Origin of the sequence: Marinobacter salarius, from assembly GCF_032922745.1 — a bacterium.
Classification (GTDB): domain Bacteria; phylum Pseudomonadota; class Gammaproteobacteria; order Pseudomonadales; family Oleiphilaceae; genus Marinobacter.
Map to the genome: position 1 here is coordinate 1 of NZ_CP136693.1, position 23,252 is coordinate 23,252.

General features: G+C 55.7%; 18 protein-coding genes, 2 tRNA genes and 3 rRNA genes. 9 read left to right on the forward strand and 14 right to left on the reverse strand.

All coding sequences use genetic code 11. From position 1 onward, the window contains the following. Positions 1-52: 52 nt before the first annotated feature. The 6 genes from rrf to tyrS form a co-directional block, all read right to left on the reverse strand. Positions 53-168 (reverse strand): 5S ribosomal RNA (gene rrf / locus R1T46_RS00005). 101 nt (positions 169-269) lie between these two features. After that, positions 270-3,165, reverse strand: a 23S ribosomal RNA gene (locus tag R1T46_RS00010). 357 nt (positions 3,166-3,522) lie between these two features. Further along, positions 3,523-3,598, reverse strand: a tRNA-Ala gene (locus tag R1T46_RS00015). Positions 3,599-3,694: 96 nt separating this feature from the next. Then, positions 3,695-3,771, reverse strand: a tRNA-Ile gene (locus tag R1T46_RS00020). Positions 3,772-3,882: 111 nt separating this feature from the next. Continuing rightward, a 16S ribosomal RNA gene (locus R1T46_RS00025) occupies positions 3,883-5,422 on the reverse strand. Together the 16S, 23S and 5S rRNA genes with 2 tRNA genes alongside form the textbook arrangement of a ribosomal RNA operon. 367 nt (positions 5,423-5,789) lie before the next feature. After that, positions 5,790-6,992, reverse strand: coding sequence for a tyrosine--tRNA ligase (tyrS, locus tag R1T46_RS00030; protein ID WP_085681652.1), 1,203 nt, complete (start codon positions 6,990-6,992; stop codon positions 5,790-5,792). 306 nt (positions 6,993-7,298) lie between these two features. Here tyrS and R1T46_RS00035 point away from each other — a divergent pair, with 306 nt between their 5' ends. Together R1T46_RS00035 and R1T46_RS00040 are read left to right on the forward strand one after the other, a co-directional pair. Beyond that, positions 7,299-8,720, forward strand: coding sequence for a peptidoglycan DD-metalloendopeptidase family protein (locus tag R1T46_RS00035; protein WP_317306973.1), 1,422 nt, complete (start codon positions 7,299-7,301; stop codon positions 8,718-8,720). Positions 8,721-8,725: 5 nt separating this feature from the next. Continuing rightward, positions 8,726-9,823 (forward strand): anhydro-N-acetylmuramic acid kinase, encoded by a 1,098-nt coding sequence (locus R1T46_RS00040; RefSeq protein ID WP_317306974.1) that lies wholly within the window; start codon positions 8,726-8,728, stop codon positions 9,821-9,823. 9 nt (positions 9,824-9,832) lie between these two features. Here R1T46_RS00040 and erpA read toward each other — a convergent pair whose 3' ends face one another. The 4 genes from erpA to argC form a co-directional block, all read right to left on the reverse strand. Then, on the reverse strand, positions 9,833-10,186 hold the full coding sequence (erpA, locus tag R1T46_RS00045; RefSeq protein ID WP_317306975.1) for an iron-sulfur cluster insertion protein ErpA: 354 nt from the start codon (positions 10,184-10,186) through the stop codon (positions 9,833-9,835). Positions 10,187-10,247: 61 nt separating this feature from the next. Next, positions 10,248-10,724: a polymer-forming cytoskeletal protein gene (locus R1T46_RS00050; RefSeq protein WP_317306976.1), complete on the reverse strand. Its 477-nt coding sequence runs from the start codon at positions 10,722-10,724 to the stop codon at positions 10,248-10,250. A 1-nt stretch (position 10,725) separates the two neighbouring features. Continuing rightward, a complete protein-coding gene (locus tag R1T46_RS00055) occupies positions 10,726-11,466 on the reverse strand; it encodes a DUF6776 family protein (RefSeq protein WP_317306977.1) in 741 nt (246 codons plus the stop codon). A 9-nt stretch (positions 11,467-11,475) separates the two neighbouring features. Next, positions 11,476-12,513: an N-acetyl-gamma-glutamyl-phosphate reductase gene (argC, locus tag R1T46_RS00060; protein ID WP_317306978.1), complete on the reverse strand. Its 1,038-nt coding sequence runs from the start codon at positions 12,511-12,513 to the stop codon at positions 11,476-11,478. A gap of 133 nt (positions 12,514-12,646) precedes the next feature. Here argC and R1T46_RS00065 point away from each other — a divergent pair, with 133 nt between their 5' ends. The 6 genes from R1T46_RS00065 to R1T46_RS00090 all read left to right on the forward strand — a co-directional run bounded on the left by R1T46_RS00065 (position 12,647) and on the right by R1T46_RS00090 (position 18,889). After that, positions 12,647-14,425, forward strand: a complete 1,779-nt coding sequence (locus R1T46_RS00065; protein WP_317306979.1) for a chloride channel protein — start codon at positions 12,647-12,649, stop codon at positions 14,423-14,425. A gap of 3 nt (positions 14,426-14,428) precedes the next feature. Then, on the forward strand, positions 14,429-14,851 hold the full coding sequence (gene hemJ, locus R1T46_RS00070) for a protoporphyrinogen oxidase HemJ (protein ID WP_317306980.1): 423 nt from the start codon (positions 14,429-14,431) through the stop codon (positions 14,849-14,851). A gap of 38 nt (positions 14,852-14,889) precedes the next feature. Continuing rightward, positions 14,890-15,651: a hydroxymethylpyrimidine/phosphomethylpyrimidine kinase gene (locus R1T46_RS00075; RefSeq protein WP_317308243.1), complete on the forward strand. Its 762-nt coding sequence runs from the start codon at positions 14,890-14,892 to the stop codon at positions 15,649-15,651. Continuing rightward, positions 15,639-16,352 carry a thiamine phosphate synthase gene (gene thiE, locus R1T46_RS00080; protein WP_286811549.1) on the forward strand — a complete coding sequence of 238 codons (714 nt, stop codon included), beginning with the start codon at positions 15,639-15,641 and terminating at the stop codon, positions 16,350-16,352. Before R1T46_RS00075 ends, thiE begins: the two co-directional genes overlap by 13 nt. Positions 16,353-16,355: 3 nt before the next feature. Then, a complete protein-coding gene (gene hemL, locus R1T46_RS00085; RefSeq protein ID WP_317306981.1) occupies positions 16,356-17,636 on the forward strand; it encodes a glutamate-1-semialdehyde 2,1-aminomutase in 1,281 nt (426 codons plus the stop codon). A gap of 332 nt (positions 17,637-17,968) precedes the next feature. Then, entirely contained in the window at positions 17,969-18,889 is a 921-nt protein-coding gene (locus tag R1T46_RS00090) for a triacylglycerol lipase (RefSeq protein ID WP_317306982.1), read from the forward strand. 45 nt (positions 18,890-18,934) lie between these two features. Here the strand turns inward: R1T46_RS00090 and R1T46_RS00095 are convergent, their stop codons facing one another. The 4 genes from R1T46_RS00095 to R1T46_RS00110 form a co-directional block, all read right to left on the reverse strand. After that, on the reverse strand, positions 18,935-20,248 hold the full coding sequence (locus R1T46_RS00095) for a tetratricopeptide repeat protein (RefSeq protein WP_317306983.1): 1,314 nt from the start codon (positions 20,246-20,248) through the stop codon (positions 18,935-18,937). A 143-nt stretch (positions 20,249-20,391) separates the two neighbouring features. Further along, complete coding sequence (locus R1T46_RS00100) at positions 20,392-20,676, reverse strand: hypothetical protein (protein ID WP_317306984.1); 285 nt, start codon at positions 20,674-20,676, stop codon at positions 20,392-20,394. A 98-nt stretch (positions 20,677-20,774) separates the two neighbouring features. Beyond that, entirely contained in the window at positions 20,775-21,515 is a 741-nt protein-coding gene (locus R1T46_RS00105) for a zf-HC2 domain-containing protein (protein ID WP_317306985.1), read from the reverse strand. A 4-nt stretch (positions 21,516-21,519) separates the two neighbouring features. Next, positions 21,520-22,107 carry an RNA polymerase sigma factor gene (locus R1T46_RS00110; RefSeq protein ID WP_317306986.1) on the reverse strand — a complete coding sequence of 196 codons (588 nt, stop codon included), beginning with the start codon at positions 22,105-22,107 and terminating at the stop codon, positions 21,520-21,522. A 227-nt stretch (positions 22,108-22,334) separates the two neighbouring features. On the opposite strand from R1T46_RS00110, the gene R1T46_RS00115 reads away from it, so the two are divergent. Further along, positions 22,335-23,240, forward strand: coding sequence for a DUF4382 domain-containing protein (locus R1T46_RS00115; RefSeq protein WP_317306987.1), 906 nt, complete (start codon positions 22,335-22,337; stop codon positions 23,238-23,240). The last annotated feature ends 12 nt before the right edge of the window (positions 23,241-23,252 follow it).

A 23,252-nucleotide genomic window follows, 5' to 3' on the forward strand; every position in this document is an offset into this window, starting at 1 on the left:
AGGCAATAAAAAACCCCCGTCGGCGAAGCCGCGGGGGTTTTTGGTATTAAGAGCCTGACGATGACCTACTCTCACATGGGCAGAAGCCACACTACCATCGGCGCTGGTCTGTTTCACGGCTGAGTTCGGGATGGGATCAGGTGGTTCCAGACCGCTATGGTCGTCAGGCAAAACGGTTGATCACTGGGTGGACGAGATGGAACGATGTGATGGTGATTTCTGTTGAGCGCGATGGCTCTTGCGTTATCCGCAATTGTCTTGGGTGTTATATAGTCAAGCCGCACGAGCAATTAGTATCGGTTAGCTCAACGCCTCGCAGCGCTTACACACCCGACCTATCAACGTCCTGGTCTTGAACGGCTCTTCAGGGACCTCAAGGGTCCAGGGAGATCTCATCTTGGAAGGGGCTTCCCGCTTAGATGCTTTCAGCGGTTATCCTATCCGAACATAGCTACCGGGCAATGCGTCTGGCGACACAACCCGAACACCAGCGGTTCGTCCACTCCGGTCCTCTCGTACTAGGAGCAGCTTTCCTCAAATCTCCAACGTCCACGGCAGATAGGGACCGAACTGTCTCACGACGTTCTAAACCCAGCTCGCGTACCACTTTAAATGGCGAACAGCCATACCCTTGGGACCGGCTTCAGCCCCAGGATGTGATGAGCCGACATCGAGGTGCCAAACACCGCCGTCGATGTGAACTCTTGGGCGGTATCAGCCTGTTATCCCCGGAGTACCTTTTATCCGTTGAGCGATGGCCCTTCCATACAGAACCACCGGATCACTATGACCTACTTTCGTACCTGCTCGACGTGTCTGTCTCGCAGTTAAGCGGGCTTGTGCCATTACACTAACCGCACGATGTCCGACCGTGCTTAGCCCACCTTTGTGCTCCTCCGTTACGCTTTGGGAGGAGACCGCCCCAGTCAAACTACCCACCACACAGTGTCCTCATCCCCGATCAGGGGACCAAGTTAGAACCTCAAACAGGTCAGGCTGGTATTTCAAGGTTGGCTCCACCAGAACTGGCGTCCTGGTTTCAAAGCCTCCCAGCTATCCTACACAAACATGCTCAAAGTTCACTGTGAAGCTATAGTAAAGGTTCACGGGGTCTTTCCGTCTAGCCGCGGATACACCGCATCTTCACGGCGATTTCAATTTCACTGAGTCTCGGGTAGAGACAGCGCCCCCATCGTTACGCCATTCGTGCAGGTCGGAACTTACCCGACAAGGAATTTCGCTACCTTAGGACCGTTATAGTTACGGCCGCCGTTTACCGGGGCTTCGATCAAGAGCTTCGCGCAAGCGCTAACCCCATCAATTAACCTTCCGGCACCGGGCAGGCGTCACACCGTATACGTCCACTTTCGTGTTAGCACAGTGCTGTGTTTTTAATAAACAGTCGCAGGGGCCTGGTATCTTCGACCGGCTTCTGCTCAACCCGCGAAGGGCGTCACATACCACCGGCGTGCCTTCTCCCGAAGTTACGGCACCATTTTGCCTAGTTCCTTTACCCGAGTTCTCTCAAGCGCCTTGGTATTCTCTACCTGACCACCTGTGTCGGTTTGGGGTACGGTCTCGAATCACCTGAAGCTTAGAAGATTTTCCTGGAAGCAGGGCATCAATGACTTCCCGCCCTAAAAGGGCAGTCGTCGTCGCGTCTCGGGATTGTGGACCCGGATTTGCCTAAGTCCACTCCCTACTCGCTTAAACCGGGACAACCGTCGCCCGGCTCACCTAGCCTTCTCCGTCTCTCCATCGCAGTGATCCAAGGTACGGGAATATTAACCCGTTTCCCATCGATTACACCTTTCGGTCTCACCTTAGGGGCCGACTCACCCTGCGCCGATTAGCGTTGCGCAGGAAACCTTGGTCTTCCGGCGTGGGGGTTTTTCACCCCCATTGTCGTTACTCATGTCAGCATTCGCACTTCTGATACCTCCAGCATGCCTCTCGACACACCTTCGCAGGCTTACAGAACGCTCCCCTACCCCGTGCACTTGCGTGCACAGCCGCAGCTTCGGTAACCAGTTTGAGCCCCGTTACATCTTCCGCGCAGGCCGACTCGACTAGTGAGCTATTACGCTTTCTTTAAAGGATGGCTGCTTCTAAGCCAACCTCCTAGCTGTCTGAGCCTTCCCACATCGTTTCCCACTTAACTGGTATTTGGGGACCTTAGCTGGCGGTCTGGGTTGTTTCCCTCTTCACGATGGACGTTAGCACCCACCGTGTGTCTCCCGGATAGTACTCACAGGTATTCGGAGTTTGCATCGGGTTGGTAAGTCGGGATGACCCCCTAGCCGAAACAGTGCTCTACCCCCTGTGGTATTCGTCCGAGGCGCTACCTAAATAGCTTTCGGGGAGAACCAGCTATCTCCGGGCTTGATTAGCCTTTCACTCCGATCCACAAGTCATCCCCTGGCTTTTCAACGACAGTGGGTTCGGTCCTCCAGTTGATGTTACTCAACCTTCAACCTGCTCATGGATAGATCGCCCGGTTTCGGGTCTATGCCCAGCGACTAAATCGCCCTATTCAGACTCGGTTTCCCTACGGCTCCCCTAAACGGTTAACCTCGCCACTGAACATAAGTCGCTGACCCATTATACAAAAGGTACGCCGTCACGGAACAAGTCCGCTCCGACTGCTTGTACGCATACGGTTTCAGGATCTATTTCACTCCCCTCACAGGGGTTCTTTTCGCCTTTCCCTCACGGTACTGGTTCACTATCGGTCAGTCAGGAGTATTTAGCCTTGGAGGATGGTCCCCCCATGTTCAGACAGGATGTCTCGTGTCCCGTCCTACTCGATTTCACTGGACTCAGGTTTCGGATACGGGGCTATCACCCACTATGGCGGCTCTTTCCAGGGCCTTCTCCTACCAGTTGTCCAGCTTAAGGGCTGGTCCCCGTTCGCTCGCCGCTACTGAGGGAATCTCGGTTGATTTCTTTTCCTTCGGGTACTTAGATGTTTCAGTTCCCCGAGTTCGCCCCGTACGGCTATGTATTCACCGTACGGTACCGGTCCGAAGACCGGTGGGTTTCCCCATTCAGAGATGCCCGGATCACAGCTTGTTTGCCAGCTCCCCGAGCCTTATCGCAGGCTTCCACGTCTTTCATCGCCTCTGACTGCCAAGGCATCCACCGTATGCGCTTAGTTGCTTGACTATATAACCCCAAGACAACTGATCCGTTTCTCACACCCAACCAGAACATCGCACCCACCGAAGTGAACACAATCTTCTCATTCAGAGATGAGATTCAGAGACAGTCGCTCGAAGCCATATACAACCACTTCAACGACAACACCGGATAACGCTTGAAATCGCTATCACATTGAATCCATTCCTCTCGGAGATAATGAGAGAAATAAATTCGTGTTCTATCTCGTCCAATTTGTTAAAGAGCAAATCTGACCCAGTGATCAGAAAGAAGAACTTCCGCTTAACAACTCTTGTCATTAAACCGAAACGCTTGTTTCTGCACACTGACCGAAGCCAGGCATTCATCGATCTGTCCAGGTATTGGTGGAGCTGAGCGGGATCGAACCGCTGACCTCCTGCGTGCAAGGCAGGCGCTCTCCCAACTGAGCTACAGCCCCTAAAAGCTATTTACAAGAATTGTGTAGATCTAGGCGTGTTCGGGCGCCGCATAGCCTGCTATGCAAGTCCGGACACAACGACGAGCTACGCAATTCTGGTGGGTCTGGGTGGACTTGAACCACCGACCTCACCCTTATCAGGGGTGCGCTCTAACCACCTGAGCTACAGACCCGGTTTTGCTTGTCCTGAAACAAGCCAAGTCGGGCCTGCATAGACCCTTTGCTCTCTTCTTAAGCTAACCAAGTAATTCGTGTGGACTCTGACCGAAGCATTCGGCTTCGTTTAAGGAGGTGATCCAGCCGCAGGTTCCCCTACGGCTACCTTGTTACGACTTCACCCCAGTCATGAACCACACCGTGGTGATCGTCCTCCCGAAGGTTAGACTAACCACTTCTGGTGCAATCCACTCCCATGGTGTGACGGGCGGTGTGTACAAGGCCCGGGAACGTATTCACCGCGACATTCTGATTCGCGATTACTAGCGATTCCGACTTCACGGAGTCGAGTTGCAGACTCCGATCCGGACTACGATGCGTTTTGTGAGATTAGCTCCCCCTCGCGGGTTTGCAGCCCTCTGTACGCACCATTGTAGCACGTGTGTAGCCCTGGCCGTAAGGGCCATGATGACCTGACGTCATCCCCACCTTCCTCCGGTTTGTCACCGGCAGTCTCCCTAGAGTTCTCAGCCGAACTGCTAGCAACTAGGGATAGGGGTTGCGCTCGTTACGGGACTTAACCCAACATCTCACGACACGAGCTGACGACGGCCATGCAGCACCTGTGTCAGAGTTCCCGAAGGCACCAATCCATCTCTGGAAAGTTCTCTGCATGTCAAGGCCAGGTAAGGTTCTTCGCGTTGCGTCGAATTAAACCACATGCTCCACCGCTTGTGCGGGCCCCCGTCAATTCATTTGAGTTTTAACCTTGCGGCCGTACTCCCCAGGCGGTCAACTTAGTGCGTTAGCTGCGCCACTAAGACTTCAAGAGTCCCAACGGCTAGTTGACATCGTTTACAGCGTGGACTACCAGGGTATCTAATCCTGTTTGCTCCCCACGCTTTCGCACCTCAGTGTCAGTATTGGTCCAGAGTGCCGCCTTCGCCACTGGTGTTCCTTCCTATATCTACGCATTTCACCGCTACACAGGAAATTCCACACTCCTCTACCATACTCTAGCCTGACAGTTCGAAATGCCGTTCCCAGGTTGAGCCCGGGGCTTTCACATCTCGCTTATCAAACCACCTACGCGCGCTTTACGCCCAGTAATTCCGATTAACGCTTGCACCCTCCGTATTACCGCGGCTGCTGGCACGGAGTTAGCCGGTGCTTCTTCTGTGAGTAACGTCAAGCCTCACGAGTATTAGTCGTAAGGTTTTCCTCCTCACTGAAAGTGCTTTACAACCCGAAAGCCTTCTTCACACACGCGGCATGGCTGGATCAGGGTTGCCCCCATTGTCCAATATTCCCCACTGCTGCCTCCCGTAGGAGTTCGGGCCGTGTCTCAGTCCCGATGTGGCTGATCATCCTCTCAGACCAGCTACGGATCGTCGCCTTGGTAGGCTCTTACCCCACCAACTAGCTAATCCGACATAGGCACATCCAATAGCGCAAGGTCCGAAGATCCCCTGCTTTCCCCCGAAGGGCGTATGCGGTATTAATCCGGGTTTCCCCGGGCTATCCCCCACTACTGGGCAGCTTCCTATGCATTACTCACCCGTCCGCCGCTCGTCAGCGGGGAGCAAGCTCCCCCTGTTACCGCTCGACTTGCATGTGTTAAGCCTGCCGCCAGCGTTCAATCTGAGCCATGATCAAACTCTTCAGTTTAAATCATACAAGAATCCGAAGATTCTCTATTCTTGCTCAAGACAAAACTCAATTTCGACGAGTCACTGTCCTGATATTTCGTATCCGAAATACCTCGGCCAGCGCCCACACGAATTACTTGGTTAACTTTTTAAAGAGCGTTCGGGGCTTGCCCGATCAAGGTGGCGTATTCTACATCGAATCGCTGCCTTGTCAACCGCTTTCTGAAGAATTTTGAAACTCGAAATCTTCAATCAATTCAAACGGTTGTCTTTCAATTTCTGGCCCGCCTTAGTGGCGTGCCCCTCGAAAGAGATGCGTATTCTACAGAGCTCACTCCGACTGTCAACGCGGTTTTCAATATTTTCTCAAAAACCTTACTTTTCGATCAATCCGTGATCACTACGCGAGCAATTTTCTTCTTACCCGCCTGCACAACGCAGTCGTCGCCCAGATTAAAGAAGCGATCACCCTCGTGCTTTTCACCATCAATAAAGACAGCGCCACGCCCAAGTACGTCTCTGGCAGCGGCCCCATTCTTCACCAACCCTGCGAGGCGAAGCACTGTAGCAACGGGCAATTGCTCCTGCCCGGAGAGGGAAACCTCGATAGTCGGCACGTTCTCGGGTATTTCACCCAGGCCCACCCGGTTACCCGCGGACTTGTGCGCTGTCGCCGCCGCTTCAGCGTCATGGAAGCGAGTGATAATTTCTTCTGCAAGCAGCTTTTTGTAGTCCTGCGGATTTGCACCTCCGGACACTGCAGCACGAAACTCATCCACTTCCGCCAACGGCCGGAAGCTCAGCAATTCAAAATAACGCCACAGGAGGTCATCCGGCATGGACAACAGCTTGGTGTACATTTCACCGGGCGAATCATTAACGCCGACATAGTTGCCCAACGACTTTGACATCTTCTGGACACCATCCAGCCCTTCCAGCAACGGCATGGTCAATACAGCCTGCGGCTTCTGACCATAGTGCTTCTGGAGAATCCGCCCCATCAAGAGGTTGAACTTCTGATCTGTCCCGCCCAGCTCCACATCAGCCTCAAGGGCGACCGAGTCATACCCCTGAACCAGTGGATACAGGAACTCATGAATGGCGATGGGCTGCTCGGCACGGTAGCGCTTGGTGAAATCATCGCGCTCGAGCATACGGGCAACCGTATACTGCCCCGCCAGACGAATCATGTCAGCCGCAGAAAGCTTGCTCATCCAGTCGGAGTTAAACACCACACGTGTCTTTTCCTTATCCAGGATCTTGAACACCTGCTCTTTATAGGTAATGGCGTTGGCAGCAACCTGCGCTTCCGTCAGAGGCGGGCGAGTTGCACTCTTGCCGGTGGGATCACCGATCATTCCGGTGAAATCCCCTATAAGGAAGATCACTTCATGCCCCAGGTCCTGGAACTGTCGCAGCTTGTTGATCAGAACCGTATGGCCCAAGTGAAGATCTGGGGCCGTAGGATCGAATCCGGCCTTTATCCTGAGAGGGCGCCCCTCCCGGAGCTTCTCAATCAACCCTTCCTCGGGGATCAACTCATCCATGCCGCGTTTGATAACGGCCAGCGCCTCATCAATAGATGCCATGTACCACACACCCTCAATTCTGATCATTTGGGCCGGACGACAGTTACAGAGATCTACAAAAGAAATCTGTGCGTTACCAGCACCCCTGTTAAAGTGTACCTGCTCAGTTTTTGAACAAAGCCGCGTATTTAAGGCCGGGTATTATAACAATCCCGGCCTCAGAAATCCGGCCAGTATGCCAGTAACGGTAATGTTTGATGCTGTCCTGAGCGCATTTTATACGGTAATCTGTTGGACTATACTTGAACAACAGCTTTAATTAGGTAGTACAACCTACCGGAATACCGATTAAAACGGATGCGACACGTGCTGAAAATGTTTCCGAAAACCCATATCACCATTGCCGCTGCGACCAGTGTTGTCGTTGCAGCCGCTATTCTGATGAGCCCCAGCGCCGATGTAGAAGCCAATAGAATGGCTTACTCGCTGGATCTCGACGAAGGCACCGTCAAGTCGTCAGGCAAGCCGACTCCCCGCATGAACGAACAGCCCGCTGCCGACAAGATGCCAGAAGAAGACGCAACAGTAGCACCTGAACTGGCATCCATCAGCGACGAGCCTCAGCTACCCGAAGCACTGGACACCGCTGCGGCCATGGCTGAGGTCAGCGAGCCAGAGCTGCAATGGCAGGAATACAAGATCAAGTCCGGCGACACACTTTCATCCCTGTTCGGCAAGGCCGGCTTCAACGACGGCATCATGCTGTCTGTGATCCACGGCTCTGGCGAAGCCGATAAGCTTCAGCGGCTCTATGCTGGCGAAACCATCGCGTTTGCAACCAATGACGCCGGCGAACTCGCTGCCATAGACCTCCAGCGCAACCTGCTGGAAACCCTTCACGTTGAAAAAACCGAAGAAGGTTTTACCGGCGAAACCGTGGTCCGCGAGCCCGACGTTAAACCAGCATTTGCCTCAGGCGTTATTGACGGCTCCCTCTATGTGGCCGCGCGCGAAGCGGGCATGAGCGACAGACTGGCCATGGAAATGGCTGGGATCTTCGGGTGGAACATCGACTTCGTATACGATGTTCGCAAGGGTGACCGGTTCGAAGTGGTGTATGAGGAACTGTATCTGGACGGTGAGAAATTCGATACCGGCAACATCCTGTCTGCCCGCTTTGTCAATCAGGGCAAGGAGGTCATTGCCCTGCAATACACCGACAGTAACGGCGATACCGACTATTACGGCCCGGACGGCAGTAGCATGCGCAAGGCGTTCCTGCGTACACCTATCAATGCCCGCGTCTCGTCTTCCTTTAACCTCCAACGCCGTCACCCGGTGCTGGACGTCGTTCGCCCGCACGAGGGCACTGACTACGCTGCGCCTCCAGGTACTCCTATAAAAGCCGCCGGGCACGGCAGGGTACAGTTTGCCGGCTGGAAAGGCGGCTACGGCCGCACGGTCATTCTCAAGCACGGCGACAACATTACAACCCTCTATGCCCACATGAGCCGACTCGGCAAAGGCATCAAGAATGGGACCAAGGTCAAGCAGGGTGACACCATTGGCCATGTCGGCTCTTCCGGCATGGTCACCGGACCCCACCTGCACTATGAATTCCGGATCAACGGCTCCCCGAGAAACTCGCGGAAGGTTAAGCTCCCTGATGCGAAACCAGTGCCCAAGTCAGAAATGGCCCGCTTCAAGGGATTTGCCGAGCAGCAAGTTGCCAAGTTCGAGCTGTTCCGCCAGAACTACCAGCATCTAGCCCTGGCCGCCGACGAGTGAACTGAATGAAAACCTGGATTGGATTGATGTCTGGCACCAGCATGGACGGCATTGACGCCATACTGGTGTCATTCAGCGGCCAAACAATCCAGGTGCATGCCACCCACACCACCACCTACCCAGACGACATACGCCGAAGACTGTATAATCTCAGCCAGAACTGGGGAACGCCGGACGACGTCGGCGAGCTTGATCACGCCGTCGGCTCACTGTTTGCCCTCGCAGCGAAGACCGTGATCGATAAATCCAGCGTCCCGGCCTCATCCATTAACGCCATCGGTAGCCACGGCCAGACCCTGCGACACCATCCTGATAGCTCAGCACCTTTCTCCCTGCAGATTGGCGACCCAACCGTTATCACTGAGCGAACGGGCATCACGACGGTGGCGGACTTCAGGCGGCGCGATCTGGCGGCAGGCGGTGAGGGCGCCCCACTGGTGCCGGCATTTCATAAAGCCTTCTTTAGTTCTGCAGGCGAGAGCCGATGCATCCTGAATCTTGGCGGCATAGCCAATATCACCCATCTTCCAGCAGACGCCGACGAGCCGATAACCGGTTTTGATACAGGCCCCGCGAATGCGCTGATGGATGCCTGGTGCATGGATCAGACTGGCCGCGCGTTTGATGAAGACGGTGCATGGGCAGAGGAAGGTGAAATCAATCAGGCGCTGCTAAGCGACCTGCTTTCGGATGCCTACTTTTCACGCCAGCCACCCAAGAGCACAGGCACCGAAAAGTTCAATCTTGAGTGGATTAAGACTCAATTACGCCGCCACCCGGACCTCTCCGGCGCCGACGTACAACGCACCCTGCTTGAGTTAACAGCCGTGTCTGTCGCACAGCAATTGCCGCAATCACCGGGAACGACGATATTTGCGTGCGGGGGCGGTGCTAAAAACAGGATTCTGATGCGGGCGCTGCAAAGAACCTGCAGCCCGGCCCGCCTTGCTTCAACAGATGACCTTGGCCTGGACCCACAATGGGTAGAACCAGCCGCCTTTGCCTGGCTTGCCAGCCAGACTCTGTCCGGCAAGCCCGGAAATGTTCCGGAAGTGACCGGAGCAGAAGGAAAAAGAATATTAGGAGCGGTGTACTACGCCTGAACACGCGCGTCAGATCGAGAAGGAGCTACCACAGCCACACGTAGAACTGGCGTTGGGGTTCTGCACGACAAACTGAGAACCCTGCAACCCTTCCTGATAATCCACGGTTGCCCCGACCAGATACTGGTAACTCATAGGATCCACAAGCAACATCACGCCATCCCTTTCGATGACGGTGTCTTCCTCATCCTGCGCTTCATCAAATGAGAAACCATACTGGAAACCGGAACAGCCGCCACCGGTGACAAACACGCGAAGCTTGAGGTCGGAGTTACCCTCCTCGTCCACCAGCTCCCGTACTTTGGATACCGCGCCGTCACTGAAAAACAGCGGTGTGATTGCTTGTTGCTGAACTACACTCAAGTCCGCCTCCGGTTACAGAAAGATCTGGTCTGATTATCATATTCCTGACTAAAACAATCAACTATTCCTTGCCGTGCACTCCCATCGATTCTTTCTCCTCCGGTTTTCCTTCCGGGACAGCGTCTCCGATAGCGTTCGGCTGTTTGTCCCTGCTCAACAAACCTACCGGCTCGTTCTGGTGAACCAGGCTTCCGTTGACAGACGCGCCCATGGCCATCTCAATCAGATTGTAGTAGACGTTGCCATGGATGGAGGCTTTTTCGGCCAGTTCAAGGTGCGTTGATGCGTACACATCACCATGAACCGTACCGTTTACGATTACATGGGGGGCAACAATGTCACCCTCCACGGAGCCCACTTCAGACAACCGCAACACCGCATCGCCGCCTTCTTCGGCAACCACCCGACCGCGAATAGTGCCATCCACATGCAGCCCACCGGAGAAATGCACATCCCCCTTAACCGTCGTGCGGGATGAAACCAGGGTATCGAAGTGCCCAGCGGGGCGCCGTGGTTTCTGTTTCTTTTTGCCAAGCATTTCAGTTCTCCGTTAATTCATCCCAATCAAAAGTTCGTTCGGCCTGAGACGATTTCCTGCCTTCAGCACGGGCAACCACCTGCAACTCTACGGGCTCGAAACCGTCCGGCACTCGTAAAAGCCCCTCTACATCCTGAAAATACCGGAAGCGGAACTTGACTCCCAAATCGTCGATATCATCGGACAGATCCCGTAGCGCGATCACTTCTTTGTCTTCGTTTCGCATGCCGATGACGTTCACCGCTACCACGCCCGATATATAACTCTTGTTGTCACCAATCTGGGTTAGTACCAACTTAAAACCGTAGGTGTCGTCCTCGCGGCCCTGCTGCATCGTGAATCGATCAACCTGCAGACCTTTGCTGGTTTCCGAGGGTGCCATGATGTTTTTATAGAAAGTCAGATCCGCTTTCAGTGACGCGATCCGGGTTTCCAGATCAACAATGCTCCTTCTCGTCTGATTCAGGGCCTGTGCATCTATAGTTCGCCCCCGCTCCAGGTTGACCAGTTGCTGGCTGGCCTCGCGGTTTTGCTCTCGAAGGTCTTCAACCTGCTCTTCCAGCAGGTCGCGGGACTCTTCGGCAGTTGAAAAACGGAATCCACCCTGTGCCATACCGGTCACATACCCCAGCACCGCAGCGAGGATGGAAAACGTCAGCAATATCAAGCTGCGGCGCAAACGATAACCCCGGCGATGCCGGATAACGACGTATTCTTCAGCGGGTTTTCTGTGTTCGCTCACCGGTCAGGCCTATGGTAGCAGCGCGGGCGCTTCCAGCCCGAGGGTTTCCTTGAGGTCAAACATGATGTTCATGTTCTGGACCGCCTGCCCTGCTGCGCCTTTTACCAGGTTATCAATGACCGATGAAACGATCACAATGTTGCTCTGTTCCTGACGGTGAAGGGCCATACGACAGTTGTTGGCACCGCGGACACTGCGGGTTTCCGGATGGCTGCCAAAAGGCATCACGTCCACGAAAGGCTCATTCTGGAAGCGGTCTTCAAACAGCGACTGGAGGCGGTCAAAGTCAGCGGGGTTCCGAAGCTCCGCGTAGAGAGTCGCCTCGATTCCCCGGACCATCGGAATCAGGTGCGGCACGAAGGTAACACCAACATCAACACCCGCCGCCTGCGACAAACCCTGGCGAATTTCCGGAAGATGACGGTGGCCGGATGCGCCATAGGCCTTGAAGCTCTCGCCCACCTCACCGTGCAGCATGCCGATCTTGCCCTGACGCCCAGCACCACTTGCGCCTGACTTGGCGTCCGCGATCAGTCGTGACGGATCGACCAGCCCGCTCTCCAGCAATGGCAGAAACCCCAACTGGACAGCTGTGGGATAACAGCCTGGGTTAGCCACAAGTTGTGCTGTACGGATCTTGTCACGCACCACTTCCGGCAGGCCATAAACCGCTTTCTCCGCCCATTCGGGACTTTCATGAGGCATGCCGTACCACTCGGCCCAGACATCCAGATCCCGGAGGCGGAAGTCCGCTGATAAATCCACAACACGGGTTCCGGCTGCCATCAGTTCCGGCATCATCCGCATGGCCACACCGTGAGGCGTGGCGAAAAAGACCAGATCACAGGCTGCCAGCGTTTTTACGTCCGGCTCGGAAAAGGCAAGGTCGTAGTGGCCGCGAAGGTTCGGATACATATCAGCGACCGGCATGCCGGCCTCCGAACGAGACGTGATGCAACTCACCGTTACGTCCGGGTGAACCGCAAGAATCCTCAGAAGCTCAACACCGGTATAACCGGTACCACCTACAATGCCTACTTTTATCACCTGTTTCTCCAGCTGAAATCGAGTTCATAAAACACACATAGTCTAACATGATAAACCAATGACTTATTGCAGCCCGACCGGCGCTGGTTACAATATCGTCAAGAAACCACTCGTCCCTGGAAAACCGGCGATCATGCGTAAACTGAGAAACAAGATCACTGAAAATCTGATCCCGGTTTTCCGACGCCGGCTGTCCGGTGTCGACGCCTTGCCGCAACTGGCTGTGCTCGGATTGCTATCCGGCCTGTTTACCGGTGGTGTGATTCTGGTGTTTCGCCTGGCCATTGAATGGCCGCTTGAGTACTTCCTGCCTGGCGACGGTTCTGAGTCGTTTGAAGAGTTGGACATTCTTACCCGCGCCATCCTGCCATTGGCGGGTGCCGTTGCGCTAGGCCTGCTGATGCACAACCTGGCAACCCACGACCGCAAGGTGGGCATCGTGCACGTTATGGAACGCCTGAACTACCATCAGGGCTATATTTCCGTTCGCAGCGCGCTTGTCCAGTTCGTCACCGGTGTCGGCACCGTCATTACCGGCCAATCCGCCGGCCGGGAAGGCCCCGCCGTGCATCTTGGCGCTGCTATCTCCAGCCTGATGGGGCAATGGATGCGGCTACCCAACAACAGCATCCGGACCCTGGTCGCCTGCGGCTGCGCGGCCGCTATTTCCGCGTCTTTCAACACCCCCATTTCAGGCGTTATTTTCGCCATGGAAGTGGTGATGATGGAATACACCATCGCCGGTTTTACCCCTATCATTTTGGCATCCGTTACCGCAGCGGTGGTCACCCAGGCCGCGTATGGCTCAGAGCCAGCGTTCAGTGTGCCGCCCCTGACCATGAACTCCCTGCTGGAAATTCCGTGGATTATCGCCATTGCGATCATTATCGGGGTCGCGGCGGCGGCCTTTATACAACTGATCGACACCACCGGCCGCCACCACCACCGTCCGGTATTACTGCGGCTCACCATCGCCGGACTTCTCATGGTGCCCTTTGCCATTGTTGTACCGGAAGTGATGGGGATCGGATACGACACGGTCCAGTTCACGATCGACAACCAACTACCCTTCTGGCTATTGCTGGGCGCCGGCATCGCCAAGTTGTTGATCACTTCGGTCACCCTCGGCCTTGGCATGCCCAGCGGCGTGATTGGCCCCACCCTGTTCATGGGAGCCACACTGGGAGGTGCCATGGGATTGATTGGCGCCCAGATACTGCCGGATATGGCATCGTCCGTGGGCTTTTACGCCATGTTAGGCATGGGCGCCATGATGGGGGCCGTGCTGCAGGCACCGCTGGCAGCTCTCATGGCATTGATGGAGCTCACAAGGAATCCTCATATCATTCTTCCTGGCATGCTGATCATTACCACCTCAAGTCTGGTAACCAGCGAGGCCTTTGGCAAAAAGTCTTTGTTCCTGACCATACTCAAAAGCCAGGGCCTGAGTTACCAGAACTCCCCGGTCATCCAGGCTTTACGACGCGTGTCCGTCGGCGCCATCATGGACAGGAGCATCCTGCGAACCGAACGCTTCCTGTCACGCAAAGAAGCCAGAAAAATCCTCAAATCCGAACCAAAATGGCTAGTGGTGGAAGGCAGTAGCGGCCCCACTGGCCTGCTGCCTGCGGTGGACCTTGCACGCTACATGGAAGACACCAAAACGTCGGCAACGGACGGCGAAGAAGACACAGCCCCAGAGCAAATTGACCTGATGGACATTCCCGCCAATCGCCGGGACATCGCACCCGTGCAGTATCAGGCGACCCTGGAAGAAGCATTGAACGAGTTTGACCAGACCAGCGTAGAAGCCCTCTACGTACAGCGTCATGTTGCCCCGATGATCCAGCGCGTCTATGGCGTGGTACTGAAATCGGATATCGAGAGCTACTACCAATACCGACGGAGTTGAGAAATGCTGTGGGTCAAAGCCCTGCATGTTGTGTCCATGGTGTGCTGGTTCGCCGGCCTTTTCTACCTGCCAAGACTGTTTGTCTATCACGCCGCCTGTGAGGACGAACCTGGCCGCCAGCGCTTCAAGATTATGGAGCGCAAGCTCTATCGCGGAATCACCACTCCGTCGATGGTGGCGACGGTTGTTTTTGGTCTCTGGCTCATCGGTTACAATGTTGAGGGCTATATGAGCCAGGGCTGGATTCACGCCAAACTGTTGTTGGTTGTCCTGCTGATCGGCTACCACTTCTACTGCGGGCATCTGGTGAAGGTGTTCCGCGATGACCAGAACACCCGTAGCCACGTGTTCTACCGCTGGTTTAACGAGATGCCCGTTCTGGCACTGGTCGCCGTCGTCATTCTCGCTGTCGTCAAACCCTTCTGAGGAGCCCGACTATCAACCTTAACAGCCGTCCTCACGTTCTGATTATTTCTGGCCTGGACCCCTCCGGCGGCGCCGGCATCCAGGCCGATATCCAGGCAGTGACCGCCCTCGGCTGTCACCCGCTGCCAGTGTTGTCCTGCCTGACCGTGCAAGACACCCGTAACGTATACAACGCCACCGCAACGGATCCGGACATCGTCCGCCAACAACTGGAATGCCTGGCCGGGGACACCCCCATTCACGCCATCAAAACCGGTGCCCTCGGCAACGCCGATGTGGTGGATGTACTGGTGGACTTTCTCGCCGACCACCCGGACATCCCGCTGATTACCGATCCGGTGATCAAGGCCGCCGGTGGCGGCGACCTCGCCGACGAAGCGCTGATTGCACGCATGAAGGAACGCCTGTTCCGACACGCCGAGATGATTACGCCCAACAGCATTGAATTGGCCCTGCTGGGCGAGGACGAAGATCCGGCGCAAGCGGCCCGCAAGCTGCTAATCGCTGGTTGCCAGTCGGTACTGGCCACCGGGGGGCACGGCGAAGGCGAGGACATCATCAACACCCTCTACCACCAGACTGAAGAACCTTCCCATTTTTACATTGAGCGGGTTGGTGGTGAGTATCACGGCACCGGGTGCACCCTGGCGGCTTCGATCGCCGCTGGCAGGGCATCAGGCCTCTCAGCCGCGGCAGCGATTGACCAGGCGCAGGACTACGTCCTCCGTGCGATCCGGCACGCTCTGCGAGTCGGCAAAGGGCAACCGGTACCCGACCGGGGCATTCCGTGGCAGAGCTAACGCCTTCCGGTACCTTCAGTGCCCAGACCACCGCCAAGGGCCTGAAACCAGGCCTCTACGCCATTACCGACAGCGAACTACTAGCGGAAGACCGACTGCTGGTCGCGGTTGAGGCGGCCCTTCGAGGCGGGGCCGTGTTGGTGCAATACCGTGAAAAGAAGGCGCCAGAGCCGGAACGGCTGAAACAGGCGCAGGACCTGGCGGCCCTTTGTCACAACGCCCGCGTGCCACTGATCATCAACGATGATCCCGAGCTGGCCCGGCGCTGCGGGGCCGCCGGCGTGCATCTGGGCCAGTCCGATGGTTCCCTGGCAATGGCCAGACGGCTACTTGGTGACCATGCCATTATTGGCGCAACCTGCCATGCCGACCTGGCACTGGCGTCCAGTGCGGACGCGGACGGCGCCGATTATCTGGCCTTTGGCCGCTTCTTTAACTCAACCACGAAGCCTGACGCGCCCGTCGCTGAGCCTTCAGTTCTGACCAAGTCACGGCAGTTTGGCAAACCCGTAACCGCCATTGGGGGCATTACTATAGATAACGGCGAAGGCCTGATCCGCGCCGGCGCCGACTTGCTGGCCGTGGTCGGCGGCCTGTTCGATGGTGACGTTGCCACCATTGAAGAGCGCGCACGCCAATTTAGCCGGCTGTTTGCGCAACATCACCCACTTTTTTCATCGTCCGCATCTCAGGAGTCCTGAACCATGACCCAGTCCGAAACCCTATTCGAACAGGCTCAAAAATACATCCCGGGAGGCGTCAACTCTCCGGTCCGGGCCTTTCGGGGAGTCGGCGGTACCCCGCTGTTTTTCAAGCATGCCGACGGCGCCTATCTGTACGACGAAGACGATCGCCGCTACATCGACTACATCGGTTCCTGGGGGCCCATGATCCTTGGCCACGGCAACCAGATCATCAAGGATGCGCTCCATGCCCAGGTCGATCAGGGCATCGGTTACGGAGCACCGACGGCGATCGAAACCGAAATGGCCAAAAAGGTCTGCGAACTGATCCCTTCCATTGACCTGGTGCGCATGGTTAATTCCGGCACCGAAGCCACCATGAGCACGGTTCGACTCGCCCGCGGCTATACCGGCCGAGACAAGATCGTGAAGTTCGAAGGCTGCTACCACGGCCACGTGGATTCACTGCTGGTGAAAGCCGGCTCCGGCGCGCTGACCCTCGGCGTCCCCAACTCCCCGGGCATTCCCGCCAGCCTCGCGGAACATACATTGACCCTGGCGTTCAACGATATTGAAAGTGTTCGGGAAACCTTCGCAAAAATGGGCGATGAGATCGCGGCCATCATTGTTGAGCCGGTGGCAGGCAATATGAACTGCATACCACCTGTACCCGGTTTCCTTGAAGCTTTGCGGGAGGTGTGCGACGAGCACGGCACGGTATTGATTTTCGATGAGGTCATGACCGGCTTTCGGGTCGCCCTCGGTGGTGCTCAGGAATTTTACGGTGTCACACCGGACCTGACTGCCCTGGGCAAAGTGATTGGCGGTGGACTGCCCGTTGGCGCGTTTGGCGGCAAACGGGAAATCATGGAACACATCTCGCCACTGGGGCCGGTCTATCAGGCCGGCACTCTGAGCGGCAACCCACTGGCCATGTGTGCCGGCCTGGCCACATTGAATGCCATTTCAGAGCCGGGATTCCATGACCGGTTAACGGAAAAGACCAATGCCGTTCGCGATGGGTTGAAAGAGGCTGCGGACAGCACCGGCGTTCCATTGGCAGTTCAAAGTGCTGGCGCCATGTTCGGCTTCTTCTTTGCCGACGCTCCCAAGATCACTCGCTTCGACCAGGTCGTGGCCTGCGACGCAGAGCGGTTCAAGAAGTTCTTCCAGGGGATGCTCAAGGAAGGTGTGTACCTGGCGCCTTCAGCCTTTGAGGCCAGCTTTACCAGCGCAGCCCTGACCGATGACGACATCCGACAGACAACGGAAGCGGCACGCCGTGTCATGAAAACGCTCTGAACGCGACCGATTGACCCCTGATCCCGAAAAGCCTGTCAGCAACAAGGACATGTCTTTCGGGGCCCCAGGGGTGACCCGCATCACACTTCTGACCGCCCAAACCGACCCGGCCCCTCCTGCCGTTGACTTCGCTCACCCTATGATCAAATTATGGTCAGATCTCGGACAAGAGATGCACTGACTGCGACCATCTAACAATCACAAGACAGAAGTCAGCCCATGGACGCGACGCAGTACTGCCTTGGACTGCCCAAAAATGCAGTAGTCGGCACAACCTGTTAGGTCGAGCCGCAGTTTGACAATAAATACAACAGCAAACTGTAGGTGCAACAATGAAACAATGGATCAAGGTATTCGCCATGCTGGTGGCACTGGCATGGTCGGCGCCATCAATGGCCTGGTGGTGGAATTCCACGCCATCCAACTACACCGATACCCGCTATCCGGTGGTATTGGTTCACGGTATGTTCGGATTCGATTCAATTGCGGGTGTAGACTATTGGTATGGTATTGCCGAAGACCTACGCAAGTACGGGGCCGATGTCTACACCACCCAGGTACCCGCTCTGGACAGTACCATCGCCAGGGGTGAGGCACTGCTACCGCAGATCGCCTCAATCGCAGCGGTGCATGGCAAAGTAAACCTGATTGGCCACAGCCATGGCGGGCCCACCGCTCGATACGTCGCACGGGTAAGGCCGGACCTGGTGGCCTCGGTAACCTCCGTGGGCTCCCCCCACAAAGGCTCACCGGTTGCAGACCTGATCCACGGATCTCCGGCGGACGGTCTTGCAGCATCACTGGGTAACGCACTGGGCAGCCTGATCGACCTGCTCTCCGGTGGCGGCTACGACCAAGACCTCCAGTCCAGCCTATACTCACTCACCACCGAAGGCAGCGCTGAGTTCAACAACTTCGCCCCCGCTGGCGTTCCTGCCAGCGCCTGTGGTGAAGGTGCCTATTCCAGCAACGGCGTGCGCTTTTATTCATGGGGTGGCACTGGCGTACTGACCAACGTGTTGGACCCATCCGACGTACTTTTGGGCACCACCAGCCTGGCGTTTACGTTCAGCCCCAACGATGGCTTGGTGGGTCGCTGTAGCAGCCATTTTGGCAAAGTGATTCGTGATAACTATTTCATGAACCACCTGGATGAGGTGAATCAGGCTCTTGGATTGCATAGCCTGTTCGAGACTGATCCAAAAACCGTCTTCCGGCAGCAGGCCAACCGCCTGAGAAATGCCGGGCTTTAAACAACTCCATACGCCGTGGCTGGAAACGGATGTCCCGCCATGGCCTCAGAATACCGTCTCCAACCCGAGCATCACTTCCCGACGGCTGTAGTCATAACGGTCAATGGTACTGCGGTTGTCCAGCATGCTCCATTCCGCCAACATCATCCATTCACCGGCCAGTCGGTATTCCGCCAGCAGAGAACCGCGCAACCGGTTATCCGTGCGCCGCTCTGAGACCAGCGTTCCGTTCGATACGAATCGTTGGTCATCCTTGTAGCGGGAGTAGCGAACATCGGCCTTGCCTCCAAACGAAAATCGGCTCGACACATAGTGACGGACTTCCGCCGACACAAGGTTGCGTATGGGAGATACACTGAAGAACTCCTGCTGTGTCGACAGATCCCTTCGATGGTTATCTTCCAGCTGATAGTGACCGCTCAGAACCCAACTTCCCAACGCTTTATCAGCGCTGGCACGGAACCGCAGCATCTCTCCATCGTAGGCGCTGTAATCGCTGCCACCATCAATTGTTGAAACCGAACCACTTACGCTGCATTCAACACCAGAGACCACAGGAGCCAAAACGCATCGATCGGGATGATAGAGCATCTCGACTCGGGCCTCGCGTTCAAGGGGATCACCTCCAAACCAGGAAGCCGACAGGCTCAGGGTTGATATAAGCTCACCGTCTCCCAGCTCTTTCGGCAACGACGCACCGGTGCTGAGATAAGTGTTGTCAAAGGCTGAGTTCCCAGGGTACTGGCGAGTGAAGGCAACCCCGTGCAAGCTGATTTCCTTCATTCCGAGCTGAACACTCCCCGCCGCCAGAGCATCCGCAAACCCGCCTTCCTTATCACTGGAAACATCATCCGGGGTTCCGGAAATATTGTCGTCGTATCCGCCAGCGACGGAGAGATAGCCACTACCATGACGCTGATTCGATGAGGGTTGCGCGGTCACGTCGGCCAATTGCTGACGTGCCAGCGTTTGGACTTCTTCAGGTGAATCCGGGCTGGCGGCTCGCTCAAACCATCGGCGGGCATCGCCAATCTTTCCCATCCTCTGCTTTACCAGACCGAGATTGTAGTAAGCCAACGGCGCATGAGGCGTTTCCAACAATGTCAGGAATACGGTTTCGGCCGACTCGAGATCGCCGAGACGGAAGTAAACAACGCCGAGATTGTAGAGTAGGGATGTAGAGTTGGTGCCAGCCGCCCGAGCTCGCTCGAAAAAAATTCGGGCCTCTTCCAGGTTTCCTTGCCGAAAAGCCTTCACACCGGCATCGAAATCCGGCTTATCTGGGACCTCCACTGCCATCGCCATGGGAGCCGAGGTCATCAGGGCAATAAACAGAATGGCTAGTCGTGGGAACCCCAAGCTTTGCTCCGATAATACGCTGTGGTGGCGCCCCTCAAACCAGACGAGTCAAGCAAGGGAGCGATAAAGGCAGGAGTATAGCAACTGACAAAGTGCTTCGTCGCAGAAGGAAAATTACGATGCCGTATAGTTAGTAAGGGAAGCTAGGGCCGGTCGGGACGATTGGAGACATCTGGCAGATCAGGCAACTCAGGGCGCCCCTTTCGCCCATTGTCATTACGAACCTCCTGAGCCCGCTCCGACGCCGCGTTGGCGGCTTCTCGCCCTCTCTCGCGTGCGTCCCGGGCGTCACGAGCCTTATCCGCGGAATTGACGGATTTGTCAACGCCACGACCTTTCGACGGTTGGCCAAGTGATACCGGTTCACGCAGGTTAATTTCACGCACGACAGACTCCGTAAGATCCTCGTCGTCTGTAACCATTCTCATGGTCACATCAAGATCATCACTCGCAAAAACCGTTGACGGTCCCACCAAAAACAGACTGAGACAGACGAGAAAAATAGTTTTCTGCCAGATTCCCGACATCATGAGGAGGGCTCCGGACGTCCATTTATTGATGGGCTGTTGAGACTGGCCCGGAACGTTTTGGTTCTTTGGCCATCGTCAAGATGAGCGACCAGTTCACCCTCACCAGAGAAAAGTATGTTTAATGGCAGATTTACCACGTTTTCGCCTTTATCCAGATCGACTCTCCAGCTCAACCTTTGGTGCCCGGGATAATCCGAAACCTCTACATGAGGCGGCAATTCCACTGTCAAAGTAACACCCTGCAGCGCTTCCCTGGAGCGAAACGCAAGCCGAACATTCCTGGCAACCGGCTTCAGTGCCGAGCGTTCATCCGTGTTTTCATCAACAACGGTTACTCGATGATCGGTTACTGAATCCGTTTCAGTCTGCGCCAACTCATCCGCCGGCTCCTGGCCTGAACGCCAGCCAAAACCAAGTGCAATACCCAGAACCAGAGCCGCTGCAATGGCACCGCCTGCCCATGAGCCACTCCAACCGTGGTCCGCAAGGCTTCTGCGGGTCCGGTGCGCTCTTCCGATAGCGACATCCAGAACCTGCTTCTCAAAACCCGGCGACGGGGGAGGTATCTCCTGGCTTTCACGCATCGCGGTGACAATTGCCAATTCGTTGTGTGCAGCCACGGAGCAGCTCTCACACTCGGCAAGATGCTGCTCAAGGCGGTTAGCCTGAGCAGCTGACAGCTCGGCCTTGGCCCAGGAACCCAGGTTGTTTTTGCACTCGTCACACATCATTGCCATCACCTCATTCTTTCACACGCTCGGCCTGCGGAAAAAGTTCCGGACGCTCAAGTAACTTTTCCCGCAGGGCGGCCCGACAACGATGGACTCTCGACTTCACCGTGCCAACCGGTATTTCAAGCACCTGAGCAATATCTTCCTGGCTCCAGCCATCCACATCGTGCAGCAGCATCAACGTGCGCCGATCCGGCGACAGAGTCTGAATAATCTCATCCATAACGGGCTTCAAGCGTTCGGAACTGATCTGTTCACTGAGGTCGGGAATATCCGCGGCGTATGAGTCTAAAAAGGAGGACTGCTGTTCCGGCTCTGCTACATCGCTAACAGGCCTGTCGGCACGACGTCCTTTGCGACGGACCTGATCAATAAAGTGCCGGTACAACACGCGATTCAACCATGGCCTCAATTGCTCCACTGATTCCAGTTCCGAGAGACGGGGATACAGCTTCAAGACCACATCCTGAACCAAATCCTCTGCGTCCTGTTGCTGCCCGGCCAAACGATACGCAAACCGGTACATAGCCTCCAAATGCGGCTGCACCAGTTTCTCAAATCGCTTGGCCCGGGAGGCGTTAAAGGAAAGTAAAGCCAAAACTGGTACTCGTCTGATTAATCGCGCAAAAAGAGGGCGCAGTTTACAACACAATCCGCACGTAAGTATTGGCCCAAAACCAAACCACCGATCAAAGTCGAATCAGCCGTACCATGAGCAACAGTATCCAGACCCCATGGAACGGCTGCAGACACTTCAGCGTTATGCACTTGTGGCCACCCAACATTTCTTCAACCGGCCCGTGTCTTTCCTAAAGGAGGTTTGCAATGAATCAGTCTCTCAAATACCTGACAGTACTTGGCTTTACCGGGGCACTGACTGCCTGTGGCGGGGGCGATGACAGTAGCAGCCTCAGTAGAGGGGAAACAGGCAGCGTAAGCGTCGGACTGACCGATGCACCGGTAGACAGCGCCCAGCAAGTAAACATTGAGGTTACCGCGCTGGTACTTCAACCTTCAGACGGCGAACGTCGCAGGTTTGAGCTGGAACTCCCCGCACCGGTCAATCTTCTCGACCTGCAGGGAGGTTCATTTGAAAGCCTCGTCACTGATGAGGAAGTTCCGGCTGGCAACTACAACTGGATGCGAATCGAACTCGGCGACGACAACACCGTCCTTCTTGATGACGGAAGCTCTCACATCCTTACCACTCCATCTGCAAGAGGCGTGCAGACATCAGGATTTACCGTTCCTGCCGGAGGTGAAGTTAGCCTTACCATCGACTTCGATGTCCGAAAGTCACTGGTTAACCCTGTCGGGCAGGACAGCTATCGACTCAAGCCGGTACTCAGGCTTGTCGACAACTCAGAGGTCGGTACTATCGAGGGAACCGTAGCTGGCGAACTGATTACTCAGGAATGCGGTGACGTAATGACCCCGGAATTTGCAGGCAACGTCTACGTTCATGAAGGTTCAGATGCCGTGCCTGACGACATTGGCAGCGAAAACGAACCGCTGGTTGTTGCTCCGGTCGACGAAAACGGAACCTATACCTACACCGCCGCTTTCATTCCGGCTGGCGAGTACACCGTGAGCTATACCTGCGGGGATGACCTGATCGAAGATGATCAGGAACAGCCTTCAGACGATGAAATCGCGTTCGTCGGTGCCCAAAACGTGACGGTAATAGCCGGTGAAACTGCAACGGCTGACTTTGAAATCCAATCACCGTAAAACTGAACAACA

Coding starts and splice junctions, on each gene's coding strand:
- tyrS (WP_085681652.1), bottom strand. CDS start 6,992: ATGGCATCTATTGATGAGGCGCTGGCCGTTATCAAACGCGGCATGGAT.
- R1T46_RS00040 (WP_317306974.1), top strand. CDS start 8,726: ATGAAAACCTGGATTGGATTGATGTCTGGCACCAGCATGGACGGCATT.
- R1T46_RS00050 (WP_317306976.1), bottom strand. CDS start 10,724: ATGCTTGGCAAAAAGAAACAGAAACCACGGCGCCCCGCTGGGCACTTC.
- R1T46_RS00065 (WP_317306979.1), top strand. CDS start 12,647: ATGCGTAAACTGAGAAACAAGATCACTGAAAATCTGATCCCGGTTTTC.
- hemJ (WP_317306980.1), top strand. CDS start 14,429: ATGCTGTGGGTCAAAGCCCTGCATGTTGTGTCCATGGTGTGCTGGTTC.
- hemL (WP_317306981.1), top strand. CDS start 16,356: ATGACCCAGTCCGAAACCCTATTCGAACAGGCTCAAAAATACATCCCG.
- R1T46_RS00090 (WP_317306982.1), top strand. CDS start 17,969: ATGAAACAATGGATCAAGGTATTCGCCATGCTGGTGGCACTGGCATGG.
- R1T46_RS00100 (WP_317306984.1), bottom strand. CDS start 20,676: ATGAGAATGGTTACAGACGACGAGGATCTTACGGAGTCTGTCGTGCGT.
- R1T46_RS00105 (WP_317306985.1), bottom strand. CDS start 21,515: ATGGCAATGATGTGTGACGAGTGCAAAAACAACCTGGGTTCCTGGGCC.
- R1T46_RS00115 (WP_317306987.1), top strand. CDS start 22,335: ATGAATCAGTCTCTCAAATACCTGACAGTACTTGGCTTTACCGGGGCA.